This is a genomic window from Paenibacillus sp. EB106-06-01-XG199, assembly GCF_058791575.1.
The window spans coordinates 692410-707376 of record NZ_JBYTDQ010000004.1; the positions used below are offsets into that span (position 1 = coordinate 692410).

A 14967-nucleotide genomic window follows, 5' to 3' on the forward strand; every position below is an offset into this window, starting at 1 on the left:
TCACTTCACCTTAAGAACGATATATTTATATTCATTGAAATTTTTATATTCAGCCCCTATATATAAATAATTTAAATCACCATCATAAGAGAATCCTTGATAAGTACAAAGTTTTTCACCCGATTTTAAACCCCAGTCCGCAAGAGCTTCTTTGCTATTAGAAATACCAAGGGTATTCACTGGTGTTATAGGTAACATTAAATGACTTAAGTCACCAAAGGATATTCTCCACTTGTCGCTTAGGTTATTAGCATTTTGCTCAACGATATTCCCACTTTTATTTGCTATGGTAATCTTAGTCCAGATAAAGTATTTCCCATCAACCCAATAACCGTATTTTTTAATCAACGCTTGAGCAGCAGCAGACTTTGTTTCCATGATCATGATCTTCTCAAGCGTATAACTGAAACCACCTGTCGTTACAGTCACCGGCAGTTCGATATCCTTTTTCAGACCATAACTTGAAAGGTTGTCCCTTACTACTGGAGCAGCTGTAGCTGCTGGTTTTGCTGCTGCTGCGTTTGTAACCACAACCTGCCCAAATACCCCGCTAAACAACATCGATCCTGCTAAAGCTGCTTTAATCATTGTCTTTTTCATTTTGAATTTCCCCTTATATTCATATTTAGTAAGGCATCTATTTACAGGATCGATAACTATACCTGTGGGAGACCTGGATAAGACATCAATAGTCTTATTCAAGTTAAGCTGTCAAATGGCCCTCCCTATCCAACGAATCTATCATCTCAAAACAGTTCGTTGATCTTGTACTTACCGATTACACTGTTGTCTCCGGATTTCTTGATTTGTACCACTCTTTACGGTTGAAATCCGGAGACAAAGGCGCTCGCTATCGCTCCTACAGTTCCAAAATCCCCCTCCTGCTTTAGTCTCTAGCCAGTTCTTTAGTTCAACTGATATAGCAGATATCCTGCATCTGACAAAATCACTCATTCAGCTTATACTCCTGCACCGCCGGTACAATAATGGCCTCCTGAACTTTAGCTCTGGTGACCAGCACCGGATGTTTGGTCTCGATAACAGCGATGACCGAGGGGCCTTGTATGTATTTGGCGATGCCATGGGCGCTGTCTTCGTAAAGGAACGGAAAATTCACTCCGGTGGATTCATCCACAATGTCGAACTTTACAATTTTCACCTGCGTCTGGAGCCTGCTGCCTGCCAAGGGGGAGAGGCCGCCATCCAGGCCCAGATTAATCTGAAGCGACTGCCGGAAGGTGGCGTAAGCTTCAGCAGGGTCGATGATCAGACGGCCTTGTGCCCGTGCGGCTTCATTCAGTTCCTGTGATGCATCGTGGACAGCCATATTGTTGGCATCCTTCAGCATACTGCGCAGCATGTCCCACTCCTGATTCTGGATCTGAAAAAACCAGGAATAAATAAAAATCAGCAGAACAAAGGCCAGCTTAATAATATAATCCATAAATTAGCTTCATCCCTTAATCAGTCAAGATACTCACTCATGATCGATCCATGGCCATAATAACGTGTCGGTTGAGACATGCCTGAGAAATTATAGGGAAACAGATTCATCCGCGGTGCGGTAACATACACATCAAGCCGCTGTTTGCGCTCCTGCACACTCGTCGTACTGCTTGTGATTGCAATTGAAGCTTCAGGAAATCCAACTGCCTTCAGATTCGCAATGACCTCACTTCGCAACGAAGCCGTAACCATGCCTTCTGTTGCCGCTTTTTGCGTAATATAGGAGGTGTTGGCTTTGACCTGCAAATCCAGCAAATAATCGATGTACGTAAAGATCGGCTGCAGGATGATGAATAAGACAAGCCACATAAACAAAGCGCGGAGGACGGTTGCCTTCAAACTTATCGCCCCCTTTTAATACTGCTCCACTTGCTTGGTATGTGTAATGATATCGTCCTGGCTTCCGCCAATGATGTCTGTTGCTGCCGCAATAAAGATCCCCGCAATCACAAAACCGATAGCCAGAAACATAGCAACTGAAATGGAGTCTTTTTTCATATCGTCTTAGCCCACTTGATGGGGTAAAATATCACCCAGAGCCATTTGCCCCGGCTGGGCAGGTTGAAGCATAGTTACACCAGGGATATCGGGTCTGTTATCATCCGCCTTAGAGACCACATCACGTACCAAAGGAACCAAAATGGCAATTACAATGGCAACACAGAGAAATCCGATAGCGATGAACAGTCCAGTAGAAATAGCGTCTTTTTTCATTGTTAATATCTCCCTTTTAATTGTATATTTTATAGTGATGCTTGAATATAACAAAAACCTCACTGAAACATCCCCACACCGTTAAAATTGCCCTTAATCAGCATGATGTACTGCATGGCCAGCGAGACGATCATCAGGAAAGTGGCAAGCGACGGGATCACGTTGATAATGGTGGAAACGTCGCCGATAAACGACCATTTTTTGAGATATTGATCGCTGGAGATTTTGGTAATGATCTTGCCTTGTTCCCGCAAATAGTTCGCCGCTTCCGTGTCATCATCCATCCCCTCCGTGGCCAGCAGGATTGAGCGGATATCGTTGATAAAAGCATGACCGTCTGGAAATTCACCGCAGAACCATTCGATTGCCCGCTCGTTCCCCTCATCGACTGCCCGTTCGGACAGCTCATATAAATCCTGGCGGATGTATTGGAAATGGCTGGCTGTTCCTGCACAGAAGGCACCAAACTGCATGTACCCCCGCTTGCGCAGCCGGTTGTTCTCGTAGAGGCGGATGAAGGAGATCAGTTCACCGTCTTTTTGAATCAGCGCTTTCTGATGCAGCCAAGTGAGCAGCCAGCCAAACGGCAGATAACGCAGCGGACTGGTGATGAGCAGAATCAGTAAAGCAATCAGCAAATCATAGATGGAAAAGGGAACTGAGCGGATGAAATCACCCGTCACCTGAACAGCTAAATAAATCAATGCCGCCGAATAACGAAACAGTGTGATTTTGCCTGCAGATATCGAGAGGCCGCTGCCATGCAGTAATTGCTGCAGCCGCTCATTTTGCACACGTTCCCCCAGCGCCTTCCACTTCACGCCTAACCGGTGAACATATCGTTCCTGCCTGCTGCTGCTGCTCACAAAGACCAACAGCGAGAGATATACAACACCAAGTATTGAGATTAATAGCAATAATCTATCCATAGTTCATCACCTTAGTGGTAGTCCAGTTTGGGTCTGGCGAGAATGGTACTAATGATGAAAGAAATAAAAAGCCCGGAGATAATGATCGTCAGAAAAATAATGCCGACTGAAGTTTCAAACTGCAGCTTAAAATAAACATCAGGCTTCAGCATGTAAATAAAAGTTCCGACAGAGGATACGAGCACTATCAGGTTGCCGTACAGCCCCAGGCTGATTGCATCCCTGCTCCCGGCTTTTACCGTCAGAATCGTCTCCCGCTGCTGCTCCATGGACTGATTCAGCATCATGAGCGAGCTTTTTAAATAACGGGTGCCTTCCTTCTCGCAATACAGCAGGTCTGACACGAATTCTACAGCGAAGGTTGTCCCGATCGCCCCGGAGAATCTGGCTGCTTCCTCATTCAGCTCACTTTCATTACTGTAATTAGCGAATGCCGCACCCAGTAACCGTAGGGGAGTCTTCAGCACATTATCTTCGGTCAGGAAATCAGACGTTCTGGACAAAATAGCATCTACCGATAAATGCGTGAATTTGGTAGCAATTTTGATGACATCAAGCAAATCGTAGCTTCCGCGCACTTTTCTCTGGGCATGGGTGTATCTCATCCGCAAATAGGGAACGCTCGCTGAGATTGCTGCCACAAATAACGGAAGGCGCCAAGCACCTTTAACCGGCAGCCGTTCATTGAAGCTGATCCCCTCCAAAAAAGGATTGCTGAAGCTCATCTGTCCCGGCAGCTCTTTTAACGTCAACAGACCGGACAAGAAAACCGCTGTGAACAGAAAGACCGTCCGCATGGAGAAACGCATGACACTGAGGCCAGGCTCATATTTCCGGTGTGAGAAATACAGCAGATCATCCAGATGCCGGTACAGCCACATTCTTTTTTTGATCCCGCTGACCTTTTTGCCGAAAAGACTGACCCTCAGGTTCATCCGATAGTCTATTTTTTGTCCGAACTCCCGCAAATGCCGATCCACAAGCGGCTTCACTAATAGCCAGATGCCCCAGACAACCAGCACATGAAGAGCAAAGCGGATTATATAAAAGATTAGCTCCACACTCTCCGCCCCCTCATTCGTTCAACACAATCCTCGATTTCAGGCTTTCCTTCAGCGGTCCTTCCATCGGTTTCATAGCGGCCAGATGCCCCAGCTCATGGAGAAGCAGACGTGTTGCCTGTGCATTTTTCTTTTTCATCTTGGTCATCAGGGCTGTTGTCAGCTTGTCATTATAGCTCCAGGCGGATTTCTCATCCTCCCAGCGCATCAGATCATTGGCAAACACCGAATTGCTGCCTTCTTCATAAAAAACCTCAGAAATCCGCGCCAGCCGCTTTTTCCCGTCCGGAACGCTTTCCAGAATAAACACCAGCTCACAGGACTTCAGCGCGGAGATCAGATGTCCCTTCAGACTGCCTCCGATCCGTGTGGACACGGCAAAAGCGCCCTGATAAGGAATATCCTCCGAATCCACCGTATGAAAGGTTCCCGTGATGCCGTCATAGCCCTTTTCCCCGCTCCACAGGTAAAACTCCCATTCGTTATAGCGCATCTCGGTCATATATAGGATATTGGGATCATGCCGCAGCGACTCCACCCCAACTTCCATCAGCTCTTCGTTGGCAGCCTGGATCGGAATGATCCGGTGACCTTTAATCTGGTACGGCAAAATCGACTCCGGATGTTTCTCGATCATCACCACTCCCATGCAGGAGGTGGAACCGAGCAGCTGCTCCCCGACAATCGTGTTGGCAAAAGTGGTTTTGCCCGAACCCACTGCCCCGGCAATAATCGTGTTGCGGAACGTGCCCGCTAACGCCCGGATCAGTTCAATTGCTTCGGCAGGAATACATTCCGTACCGGCCTGATCCTCCAGATCCAGAAACTCCACAACCTGGCGGCGCAGCGAGATGGTCGTAAAGCCGTCCCACACCCTTGGCGACACCCATATCGCGAGCCGGATGAACCGTCCGGGCCAGAGCGGATCATCCATTTTGAACTCTACCGAAGGATTGTCTTTGTTCAGCTTTTTGTTGGGATCACTTTTCAGCAGGGAGCGCTTCAACTGCTCGACCCGGTCAAGCGAAGGCATTTCATACGGGTAAGACACAAATTTCCCGCGGTGGTTATAAAAAATTTGCTTACCGATCATCTGCAGCCCGGTAGATTCGCTGTACGCCCGGTCCGTGAACCAGCGGTAGGCTGGCCCAAAGCCCTTCCATTCGTGAAAAAGCGCTTCTGCCGCTGTCCGGTATGCCTCCGGCAGCTTGCCGGTGAACGGTGTTTTGCGCAAGTATTTCTCGATCTCGTTCATAAAAAAGCTAACCGCCTGCGGATCACCGATCAGCGCCTTTCCATTCAGCTCAAAATAGCTGTCATCCTCCCGCTCCAGTCCGGCGTTCATATCGTTTTTCATCTTTTGCAGGAAGCTATAAAAGTCCTCCTTGCCCGGCTTGCTGGTGCGAAGCAGACTCTGCTTCAGCGAGAAGGGCCGATGGGAGTCCAGATAACTGTGCCGGTTATTCGGCTCAAGACCGGACGGACTATTGTCCCCCATATACGGACGAGGGTAAAGGTTACCTTGCGGCTTCCTGTGATCTTGCTTCTGGCCCCGCTTCTGTTCTGTTTGCCACATCTCTTCCCGGTATTCGATCATTGAAAAATCCCTCTCTTTCGGGCTTCCTGCGCCAGTCCAAGACTAACCAACAGGGAGTGGACCTTGTCGTCTACCTGCTGAAGCTCCTTTTTGCCAAGCGGCAGTGATTCCAGAAAAGGCTGATAATACGGCAGCTCAAGCAAAATCTCACTGCCGAACCGCAGCGCCAGATTCTTAGGCGAGGTCAGCTCTTCGACATTGCTGCGGTTTATAATCCACTGGAAGTCCTGCGGATAGAGGTCCATGTGTCCGGCCAGTTCCATCAGGGGCTGAAGGCGATATTCGTGTTTGGGATGGGTTACGATCATCCGGAGCACTGATTTCTGCATTCCTACGTACCACGCGGCACTTTCGGGAATGGAGCCAAAATCGGCAACCACCAGGTCTGCGTTCGCCCTAGCTTCCGTGAGCAAATATTCAATCTCCTCCTCCTGATAATCCTGTGCGCTTAAGTAATCGAAGTTGCCCGGCAAATAACTATATCCCTCCTGCTTAACCAACCCTGCGAAATCCTCGGGGTGGAGCATCTTGCCGGTAATACGCGGACGCAGCCTGTCCAGACTTACGGCCGTTTTGGGATCATAGCCTGGATCATACAAATCCAAACCGAGCAAAATCACACGCAGTCCTGCTGCCGCAATCCTCCTGGCGAACAGCTTGGCCACACTTGTACAGCCAATGCCCGGACCGGATCCAAAAAAGCCGACCAGATTTCCACGCTCCTCGTGTTCCTCCTCCAGAATGTACCGCAGCTTCTCTACCACCGCCGATGATGTTGAGCGGGGCGGAATGAAGAATATGCCAAGGCTCTCACACAACATATGTATAGACTGATAGCCGCGGACTCCCTTTTGCAGATACATATATAAAATAGTTGAACCCGGGTAACCTTGGCGAAGTCCGCTTAAGGCTGCAACAGGCACCTGATCGCTTGTTACCATCAGCATGTGCCCTTCGGCATGTTGGACTTCGGGCAATACACTTTGTGTGATGACCGTGAACCCGGCAAGCTTGATTTCGTTAATGGTTAGCTGATCCATACCGAGACTGAAAATTTTCAAGACTGCCTTCCTCCTTTCTACTCAACTCGTACAATCCATAGCTTCTTGCCTTGCTCCAAATATTGTCCCAGCAGCTCACCGTCGCTTTTCTTCAGCTTCAGTTCCGGCGCTGCAACCTTGCCCGTGGAAGTAAAGCGGTTGTTAATGTTGCCGTTCTCTGTATCCAGCACATCATTGTTATCCTCTGTACGGACATAGTTCACAGTGACACCGCTGAGGAAAACCTGACGGGCAGGCTCAGCCGGCTGGGCGGCCTCATTTCCTGAGTTGCTTGCCGATGAATCAGACATGACTCCTGCAGAGTACGCCGGACCTCCGGATGCATTGGCAGCAGTAGGAGGGGCTGCTTCGGATTTATCCGGCGGATCCCCTTCCACCAGATAGATATCCACCTTGTCTCTGCTGCGGAGCGATCCGTTGATTGCAAAGATGGCTTCCTTCGGAATAGGGAAAATCCCCTCATCCTGCTGCGGCTCCAAATCACTGACATCGACCAGCGATTCCGTCAGGATACTGCCGTCCATCAAATTCACATTAGTTATCTTGTGTTCCACCTGGCTGACTTCCGTAATGACCCCTGAGGGAATATCCTTGGTCTGGACAGAATCCAGGTAGAGATCTCCCACTTTCAGCTCATAATTTTTGGGTAAAAAACCACCCTCAGCCACCTTCACCTTAACTACTGTCTGCGACAGCACATACGGCTTGAAATAGAGATCATAGCCAAGCAGACCGCCGAAGCCAATGATCAGTATAAGAAAGGCGAAGAAATAATTTCGTTTTAACAGATGTCCCCGCTGTGATCCCAAGCGATTTACCTCCTTTGAAATACGGTTATTTGCGCATGACAAAATGCACTTTGGCATACGTAGCCAAAATGCTGGTAAAATGCTTTTTTACCTGATTGAGAATAAGAAGATTATTAGATTATACATATGAGGTAGCAAATCTAGAGGCAACTGCGGGATAAAGTATCCCGGCTGGAGAAAGGATTCCGGTGAAAGTCAGGCCAACGCTGCCGTCAATGACACTAGCAATACAGTTGGTATTCCCATTAGGACAGGATTGGCAGCGATATTACACCTGGCTTTCACCGGATGAATTCAATTAGTTAAATACTACTGTCTTATTGTGATGAACAAGGATTCTATCCTCAATATGCCATTTGACCGCACGGGCCAGAACAACCCGTTCGATGGTGCGTCCAATACGTTTCAGTTCATTCACATCATCGCTGTGGCTGACCCGCTGCACATCCTGCTCAATAATCGGACCTCCGTCAAGCTCTTCGGTCACATAGTGGGCAGTAGCGCCGATGATCTTCACCCCGCGCTGATAGGCCTGGGCATAGGGTTTGCCACCCACAAATGCCGGCAGGAAGGAATGGTGGATATTGATGATCCGGTGCCGGTAATGCTCAATAAATGAAGGAGAGATAATCTGCATGTAGCGGGCCAGAATGATGACGTCAATATCATCACCGATGACCTCCAGCTGGCGTTTCTCTGCTTGCATCTTGGTATCCGCCGTAACCGGAATATGATGAAACGGAATACCGAAAGACTCAACGTACGACTGCATATCGGTATGGTTGCTGACAACAAGCGCAATATCGGCATCCAGATCGCCTGCCTGCCACTGCCAGAGCAGCTCTACCAGACAATGATCTTCTTTGGAGACGAAAATCGCCAGTTTCTTCTTATGGCTTACATTGAAAATTTGCCAGTCCATCTTGAACCGCTCGGCGACCCCTCCGAAGATGGACCGTACCTCTTCCAGACGTTCTTCCAGCTTTGGCAAGTCAAACTCCACTCTCATAAAGAACATTCCGCCATCCGGGTCCATTGTATATTGATCGGATTGCACGATATTAGCTCCGTGCTGGTATAGAAAATGCGATACAGCCGCAACAATCCCCGGTCCGTCGGGGCAAGAAATGAGCATGCGTGCCCGGTTCGGGTATTGTCCGCCTGATGAATGATCTCTTTTCACATGTAATTCCATAATCCCCTGTCCATCCTCTCATCTACTTGCGCAATCTGTAGTTTAGCTTAAGCGTTCACGAGAACTTGTCTGCCGGCCAGCCAGGCGATCAAACGCTGATTGATGGCTTCCTCGCTAAGCTGCGGGAACAATCCGGCAGAAGCGATATTATCATATAAACGTTCCAGCGGTTCACGCGGATCAGCCTTTTTGGCTTTGGCATCATTCTTCAGCAGTTCCCACACATCAAGCACATACTTGCGGGAATCCAGCTCCTGCTTGGCAAAGAAAGCATGCAGCTCTTCTACCTCCTGCAGGAATTCTGCTCCGAACCGTTCAGCCACATTGCCGCGCAGCAGAGCAATCTCCACTTCGTACATCGGGCGAAGTGTCTTGGCGTCCTTCCCGATCCAAGGGGTCTCCAGAATGAACGGCAAACCTGCCAGAGCTTCATGGTGAACCACATTGTTGATCGTTTCGAAGCCAATCCAGCCAGACCCAATCGGGGTATGACGGTCTTTTCCCGCTCCGCGCGGATTTTTGCTGTCGTTAATGTGGACTACGCCAAGCCGTTTAAGGCCAATCACCTCATCGAACTTCCGCAGTACACCATCAAGATCGCCAACGATATCGTATCCGGCATCATGAATGTGGCAGGTATCCAGACAAATGGACAGCCGCTCATTGTGTACAACCTTGTCAATGATCGAGGCAATTTCCTCGAAGCTGCGGCCGATCTCTGTTCCTTTGCCGGCCATCGTCTCAAGAGCAATGTGTACTTCTGTCTCGTTCGTACCGCCAAGCACCTCGTTCAGGCCATCGGCAATCCGCTGAATTCCGTACTCGGCATCCTTGTCGGTATACGCTCCGGGATGTAATACAATATGCTTGACCTCAAGTGCATGGGTACGGCGGATTTCTTCCTGCAGGAAATCAACCGCCAATTGATAGGTGTTTTCCTTGTAGGAGCCCAAATTGATAATATATGGAGCGTGAACGACGATTTCCTCGACTCCGTTAGTCTGCATAGCGAGCTTCCCTTCAGCAGGGTACATCGCTTCGATCGGCTTACGGCGTGTATTCTGCGGAGCTCCCGTATATATCATAAACGAGCTTGAACCGTACTCATTTGCTTCATTGGCCGCGCTCAGGAGACCCTTGTCCGCGCAGGACACATGTGAACCTATTTTCAGCATGCCTTTTCCCTCTTTCCTTCACGAATTAACCCTTATTCTACCGTGATCGGGAAAATAAATCTAGGCAAGCTCCTGCGGACGTCTTTCGCTTCGCAAAACTGTGGAAATACGCTATACTTTAGTAGAGATTAAGGATTGTGACAATCATCATTGTCAAAGGCGGTGTATACATGTCTTTTAAATCAGACTTGAGCTTATTATCCGCAATACCAAGCAATTGGTTTATGAACTCCATCGCATTCTGGACTTTTCTGCTGCTGGGCTGCATGTGCATCGGCGGCTATTTCATGTTCCGCAAGTTTTTGAAGGTGCTGCCCAAAGCCGACGGCAAGTCCAAGCTGGACTGGCAGAATTACTGGGTGGAGCGCAGCCGTCCGCTATGGAGCAACGAGACGAAGGCTTTCCTGGATCAGCTTGTGCAGCCGGTGCCTGGACCTTTCCGCGATATTGCCAAACATTCCATAGCTGCAGAGATCGGTAAAATCGCGGTAGAGAGCAATGCTCCGGCAGTCACCCGCGAGCACTGCATCAAAGGCTACATTGTCGCCACCCCGCGGCGTGATAACCGGTTTCTTATCACCTTCCTTGAAAAGAACGGCATCGACTACTCACCTTACCAGCATTTAATCAAGTAACAATCTGCTTATCTCCTGCTGTAGATATACCACTAACGTCTCTTCAGGACGTCCTGAAACGGAGATTGCCATATGAAATACGTAATTTGCGGCGGCAGCGGCTTTATAGGAAGAGAGCTTACAGAATACTGGCTGCAGGCCGGACATCAAATCATCATCGTCGGACGCAAGCTGCCCAAAACCCAAATGGTACATCCGGGACTCAGTTACCTTACCTGGGGCAGCCTTTCAGAGAATCCGCGTTCTGCTGAAGGTGCAGATGCACTGGTCAATCTGGCCGGAGCTTCGCTCAGCCAGCGCTGGAGTCCAAACGGAAAGAAAGTTATTATGGAGTCCCGTCTTGAAACCGTTGCCGCAGCCGCCAAGCTGCTGAATACGCTGCAGCATAAGCCCCCGGTAGTGATCCAGTCTTCCGCTGTTGCCATTTACGGAACATCGCTGGCCGATACTTTTGACGAAGCCTCACCGGCCCATGTAATGGACTTTCCGTCTGAGGTTGTCAAGACCTGGGAAGCAGCAGCGGATGAAGCTTATACAGGGGTTAGGCTGGTGAAACTGCGGACCGGGGTTGTGCTCGGCAACGAGAGCGGGGCATTTCCCAAAATGAAGCTGCCCTATACTCTGGGCTTCGGCGGCAGAATGGGCAGCGGTAAGCAGTGGCTGTCCTGGATTCACCTTGCCGATATGTCCCGGCTGATCGATTTCTGCATCCAGACTCCCGGAATAGAAGGCCCTGTCAACGCGACTGCCCCGAATCCCGTTACAAATGAGGCTTTCGGCAAAATGATCGGCAAAGTATATCGTCGTCCGCATTGGTTCCCGCTTCTCGCGTTTCTATTAAAAGCAGCAGTAGGTGAACTGTCGGAAATTTTGCTGGAAGGCCAGCGCGTGCTCCCTGCCAAAGCCATTCAGCATGGTTTCACGTTTACTTATCCGACCTTGCAGCCGGCTCTGGAACAGCTGAAATCAGAATAGAGTATAGATCTGCTATCGGCCCGCTTCTCCAAGGTTAGAGCGAATGAAACGTATAAGACCCTTTTACAATGGTAAAAACAGATCCTTCGTTCAGCGGGTACTCCTTATAAGGAATCATGGCTTCTCCCTGATAAAGGGTGCCGTTCCTGGAGTCCAGATCCTTCAGGATGTACCCCTCAGGACTCTTGGAGATTTCGGCATGTACTCTCGATGCGCCTTCTGATTTCTCTACATACTGGGCTACCTCCGGCGAGCGGCCGATAATGAAGCTGGCTCGGTTCAGTTCAATGATTTCTGCTGGTCCGCTTTCATCCTCACCGCATCTTTCCAGATAAGGAGAGGCAGATAGCGGCTTTACCTCCGGCCTCATCTCTGAATGATTTTCCCGGGAGAGCAGTGCCGTCGCGGCTACAGCCACCGGCGGCTTAATCCTGCTGCGCCCCTCCATCTCCACTTCAGTTCTTTGTATGCCCGCAGGAACACCAGCATTTGCAGCTGTAGACAGCTGCGGACTAGCTCTGACAGGAGCTTCAGTCCGGACTGGAGTTACCGGATTTCTGCCAAAATCCCATTCCAGTTCCCGCTTGGACCTCCAGCTTTTGTCCGCAGCATCTTCTTCCCCCTCTTCCTCCTCCTCTGGTTTGCTCCCTCCGAGCACAAGCCTTTCACTCCAGACCAACCAGCAGAATCCACCCAATACTAACGTTGCTATTGCGCAAACTGCCAGCCATAACGGCTTGGGACTATTTAAATAGAGGAACTTCCATAACAACGCGTCGGCCAAAACACCGCCGAGTACAACATAGGTTCTGTTAGCAGAGGACTGGGAAGAAGGACGATGCTCACTGCCCGCTTTATCCGGCTTTGTCTCCTCCTCCTCGTCCTTCCGCTTAAGTTTTGGCAAGTCATTGTTCCATGGAGGTTCATACTGCCGGGTATTGTCTGCAGGTTGTGCATTCTCGGTTACCCCATATACCGAACGCCTTGGCAAAGCGGATGGTTTACCTGCTTCATGTGCACTTGCCTTCTCCTGAATATGTCTCTCTGCAACTGACGGCACTGCTGCCTGGGATATATGAATTTCTGGCGGCAGCTCTGTATTATTCACAGGTCTAATCTCGGTCAGCAGCTCCGAGAGCAAATCCCTTAACCCTGCAGGAGTAAAATCTTCTCCTCCACAATATTGCAGCAGTCTCTGCACACCGCTTCCGGCAAGCTCTGTTACCGAAGCCATCATCACCATAATCAAAGACCTCAGACATTCTCCCGGCCTAGTGGTTACTGTAGGCTGCTGCAAAGGAATGCAGGTCAAGTAGACTCTTCCTCCGTTCAGCGGACCTTCTACAAAAATGTAATCCTCATGCAGCGCATATTGCTCCGCCCGCAGCATGTACAGCCGGCCTTCCTCCATTCCCTGGGCAATTTGCAGCAGCAGCCCGAAAAAATCGTTCATGCTGAGCCTGTCGCTTTTCAGCAGATGGCTGAGCATTTTGCGGCGGGACAGGGAATATTCCAAGGTTACCTGCAAATCAATTTCTCTGAGCAGCAGCCGCAGGTGGTACGGAATGCCGCTGTTCATCAGCATCCGGGCCTGAACCATATTAAGCTCGCCCGCAGACAATCCATCCGGCTTGCCGAGCAGCATAGAGATACCGTCCTGCTGCACAAAATCGCGGATCAATCCGAACATCAAGCCTCACCTCCAATCTATAAGTAGAGATATGTACAAATGAACCCCGGAACTACAGCCAGCATAAAGGGAAACCTGAGCATTTCCTTGCCGTTCCCAGCCTTTAATATTTTCGGATTACGCAGCAGCAGAAATCCGGCAGTCCTGCTGACAATACCGCGAATCCGCCTTCCTGCCTCCCGTCTGCACAAGACAATCATCCAGCCGATTACAGCACCGAATAAAATAGAATACATCATGACCTGCAGCGTGAACAGCACACCTGTCCATGCACCTATTCCTGCAAAAAGCTTAACGTCTCCAGCGCCGACAGCGCCTATAACATACAGGATCAACAGCAATGTAAATCCAACCCCCGCACCGCAGGCAGCAAGCAGCAATCCGTGCCAGCCGCTCATTATGCCTTGCACAAGCAGGCCTGTCGTCAGAGCAGAGACTGAAATCCAGTTTGGTATTCTCATCCACCGGATATCGGTTATTAATGCCGCCGTTAGAAACGGCAGACAACCCCAAAATGCCCATTCCGTCATACATAACATCCTTCTTCCGCCATGTTCATTTCACAACCGTAAATGCCGCCTCCAGGAATGTACCGTCATCCAGACGGACTACAAAAGGCCAGGAGCCCGGTGTTGTATTCACGCCGATTTTCCATTCCCATTCGATATAACCGCCTTCATCAGCTTGCTTCCAGCCCAGATATTTGGCCGTGCTCTGGCCGCTTTTATAAAATATCGACAAGTTTGCCGAAGCATTTGGCGGAACTTTCACCCGGATCTTACCCTGATGATTTGCCACCCCCGGATTCGGCTTCGCCAGGACTACAATGGAATGCTGCTCTTCTCCGGCACCGCCGTCTCCATCTGCCCCTGTTTCTCCGGTATCGCCAATCCACAGCCGCTCCACCGCACTTGCCTCCAATACAATGCTCCGGTTCAGAAAGGGGACCTTCATCGGCAGCTCGTAGCTGACAACGAGACCAAAATAAGGTCGTGTGCCTTCCTTCAGCTCCGGAATAATGGCATTGGAGACATGAATCCGTTCATAATCCAGCCAGTCAGATGAGAGATAAGGCTTCATTATTGGCTTCAGCGCAAGATCCAGCACCGCCTGCGACGCCTCAGCCTGAAGCTCCTGAAGCGGGTCTTCACCCCGCTGTATCGCAGCGTTAACCCACTCGTTCAAGGGCTCAGGAAGGTCTGCGGCGAAGCTTTCACTCCATTGCTCAAGTGACAGGCGCGGGATACTCCAAGTCCCGGATGATAACGGGGACGTGCCTCCTGCTGCGCCAGCATTGATTTGCGCAGCTGCATCAGCTTCCCTTCCTATGCTTCCACCAGTGCTTCCTGCTGCAGCCGGCTGACCTGCCGTTCCGCTATCTGCTCCTTGTTCTCCCCCCCACTTCTGCGCAGCCAGTGCCGCCGGATACATGTGGGCCGATATCACCTTGACCGTATCAGAAGCTGTGCTCTGCAAGGCTGTAGAGTACAAGGTCATCTGCACGATAAAAATCAGGAACAGGACAAACAGCAAAAACATGGGGAGAACCATAGCCGCCTCAACAACCATGCTGCCTTCATCCCGCTGTCTGGTTTGGCTCCGCCATTGCTTCATTCTGCA

Annotated in this window: 17 protein-coding genes; 2 read left to right on the plus strand and 15 right to left on the minus strand. The window is 49.9% G+C overall.

The annotated features are described in order from the left end of the window. From AC3WT9_RS18185 to AC3WT9_RS18240, 12 genes are all read right to left on the minus strand, one after another. The gene (locus tag AC3WT9_RS18185; protein WP_341377578.1) at positions 1 to 600 is read right to left on the minus strand and encodes a hypothetical protein; all 600 of its coding nucleotides are present in this window, start codon (positions 598 to 600) and stop codon (positions 1 to 3) included. Between the two features lie 346 nt (positions 601 to 946). Continuing rightward, complete coding sequence (locus AC3WT9_RS18190) at positions 947 to 1444, minus strand: hypothetical protein (protein ID WP_341090462.1); 498 nt, start codon at positions 1442 to 1444, stop codon at positions 947 to 949. A 20-nt stretch (positions 1445 to 1464) separates the two neighbouring features. Continuing rightward, positions 1465 to 1845, minus strand: coding sequence for a hypothetical protein (locus tag AC3WT9_RS18195; RefSeq protein WP_038587089.1), 381 nt, complete (start codon positions 1843 to 1845; stop codon positions 1465 to 1467). A 15-nt stretch (positions 1846 to 1860) separates the two neighbouring features. Then, a complete protein-coding gene (locus AC3WT9_RS18200) occupies positions 1861 to 2004 on the minus strand; it encodes a hypothetical protein (protein WP_156130821.1) in 144 nt (47 codons plus the stop codon). A 6-nt stretch (positions 2005 to 2010) separates the two neighbouring features. Continuing rightward, positions 2011 to 2220: a hypothetical protein gene (locus AC3WT9_RS18205; protein WP_341377577.1), complete on the minus strand. Its 210-nt coding sequence runs from the start codon at positions 2218 to 2220 to the stop codon at positions 2011 to 2013. 59 nt (positions 2221 to 2279) lie between these two features. Beyond that, positions 2280 to 3149, minus strand: a complete 870-nt coding sequence (locus AC3WT9_RS18210) for a hypothetical protein (protein ID WP_341377576.1) — start codon at positions 3147 to 3149, stop codon at positions 2280 to 2282. A gap of 11 nt (positions 3150 to 3160) precedes the next feature. After that, entirely contained in the window at positions 3161 to 4210 is a 1050-nt protein-coding gene (locus tag AC3WT9_RS18215) for a hypothetical protein (protein WP_341377575.1), read from the minus strand. Between the two features lie 13 nt (positions 4211 to 4223). Continuing rightward, complete coding sequence (locus AC3WT9_RS18220) at positions 4224 to 5807, minus strand: ATPase, T2SS/T4P/T4SS family (protein ID WP_341377574.1); 1584 nt, start codon at positions 5805 to 5807, stop codon at positions 4224 to 4226. Beyond that, positions 5804 to 6868 carry a CpaE/TadZ family protein gene (locus AC3WT9_RS18225; RefSeq protein ID WP_341377573.1) on the minus strand — a complete coding sequence of 355 codons (1065 nt, stop codon included), beginning with the start codon at positions 6866 to 6868 and terminating at the stop codon, positions 5804 to 5806. The genes AC3WT9_RS18220 and AC3WT9_RS18225 overlap by 4 nt, the downstream gene beginning before the upstream one ends. A 17-nt stretch (positions 6869 to 6885) precedes the next feature. Then, positions 6886 to 7677, minus strand: coding sequence for a hypothetical protein (locus AC3WT9_RS18230; protein ID WP_341377572.1), 792 nt, complete (start codon positions 7675 to 7677; stop codon positions 6886 to 6888). Between the two features lie 298 nt (positions 7678 to 7975). Beyond that, complete coding sequence (gene purU / locus AC3WT9_RS18235) at positions 7976 to 8872, minus strand: formyltetrahydrofolate deformylase (protein ID WP_038587070.1); 897 nt, start codon at positions 8870 to 8872, stop codon at positions 7976 to 7978. A 47-nt stretch (positions 8873 to 8919) separates the two neighbouring features. Continuing rightward, positions 8920 to 10047, minus strand: a complete 1128-nt coding sequence (locus AC3WT9_RS18240) for a deoxyribonuclease IV (protein ID WP_038587067.1) — start codon at positions 10045 to 10047, stop codon at positions 8920 to 8922. A 170-nt stretch (positions 10048 to 10217) separates the two neighbouring features. Here AC3WT9_RS18240 and AC3WT9_RS18245 point away from each other — a divergent pair, with 170 nt between their 5' ends. After that, entirely contained in the window at positions 10218 to 10682 is a 465-nt protein-coding gene (locus AC3WT9_RS18245; protein WP_445935291.1) for a DUF2621 domain-containing protein, read from the plus strand. Positions 10683 to 10754: 72 nt separating this feature from the next. Then, the gene (locus AC3WT9_RS18250; protein WP_341377570.1) at positions 10755 to 11657 is read left to right on the plus strand and encodes a TIGR01777 family oxidoreductase; all 903 of its coding nucleotides are present in this window, start codon (positions 10755 to 10757) and stop codon (positions 11655 to 11657) included. Between the two features lie 34 nt (positions 11658 to 11691). Here the strand turns inward: AC3WT9_RS18250 and AC3WT9_RS18255 are convergent, their stop codons facing one another. The 3 genes from AC3WT9_RS18255 to AC3WT9_RS18265 are packed head-to-tail and all read right to left on the minus strand — an operon-like array spanning position 11692 to position 14961. Continuing rightward, positions 11692 to 13347, minus strand: coding sequence for a DUF6382 and FHA domain-containing protein (locus AC3WT9_RS18255; protein WP_341377569.1), 1656 nt, complete (start codon positions 13345 to 13347; stop codon positions 11692 to 11694). Between the two features lie 17 nt (positions 13348 to 13364). Beyond that, positions 13365 to 13877, minus strand: a complete 513-nt coding sequence (locus tag AC3WT9_RS18260; RefSeq protein WP_341377568.1) for an A24 family peptidase — start codon at positions 13875 to 13877, stop codon at positions 13365 to 13367. A 25-nt stretch (positions 13878 to 13902) separates the two neighbouring features. Then, a complete protein-coding gene (locus AC3WT9_RS18265) occupies positions 13903 to 14961 on the minus strand; it encodes a TadE/TadG family type IV pilus assembly protein (RefSeq protein ID WP_341377567.1) in 1059 nt (352 codons plus the stop codon). Positions 14962 to 14967: the final 6 nt, after the last annotated feature.

Coding starts and splice junctions, on each gene's coding strand:
- AC3WT9_RS18185 (WP_341377578.1), bottom strand. CDS start 600: ATGAAAAAGACAATGATTAAAGCAGCTTTAGCAGGATCGATGTTGTTT.
- AC3WT9_RS18190 (WP_341090462.1), bottom strand. CDS start 1,444: ATGGATTATATTATTAAGCTGGCCTTTGTTCTGCTGATTTTTATTTAT.
- AC3WT9_RS18200 (WP_156130821.1), bottom strand. CDS start 2,004: ATGAAAAAAGACTCCATTTCAGTTGCTATGTTTCTGGCTATCGGTTTT.
- AC3WT9_RS18205 (WP_341377577.1), bottom strand. CDS start 2,220: ATGAAAAAAGACGCTATTTCTACTGGACTGTTCATCGCTATCGGATTT.
- AC3WT9_RS18210 (WP_341377576.1), bottom strand. CDS start 3,149: ATGGATAGATTATTGCTATTAATCTCAATACTTGGTGTTGTATATCTC.
- AC3WT9_RS18220 (WP_341377574.1), bottom strand. CDS start 5,807: ATGATCGAATACCGGGAAGAGATGTGGCAAACAGAACAGAAGCGGGGC.
- purU (WP_038587070.1), bottom strand. CDS start 8,872: ATGGAATTACATGTGAAAAGAGATCATTCATCAGGCGGACAATACCCG.
- AC3WT9_RS18240 (WP_038587067.1), bottom strand. CDS start 10,047: ATGCTGAAAATAGGTTCACATGTGTCCTGCGCGGACAAGGGTCTCCTG.
- AC3WT9_RS18245 (WP_445935291.1), top strand. CDS start 10,218: ATGTCTTTTAAATCAGACTTGAGCTTATTATCCGCAATACCAAGCAAT.
- AC3WT9_RS18250 (WP_341377570.1), top strand. CDS start 10,755: ATGAAATACGTAATTTGCGGCGGCAGCGGCTTTATAGGAAGAGAGCTT.
- AC3WT9_RS18255 (WP_341377569.1), bottom strand. CDS start 13,347: ATGTTCGGATTGATCCGCGATTTTGTGCAGCAGGACGGTATCTCTATG.
- AC3WT9_RS18260 (WP_341377568.1), bottom strand. CDS start 13,877: ATGACGGAATGGGCATTTTGGGGTTGTCTGCCGTTTCTAACGGCGGCA.
- AC3WT9_RS18265 (WP_341377567.1), bottom strand. CDS start 14,961: ATGAAGCAATGGCGGAGCCAAACCAGACAGCGGGATGAAGGCAGCATG.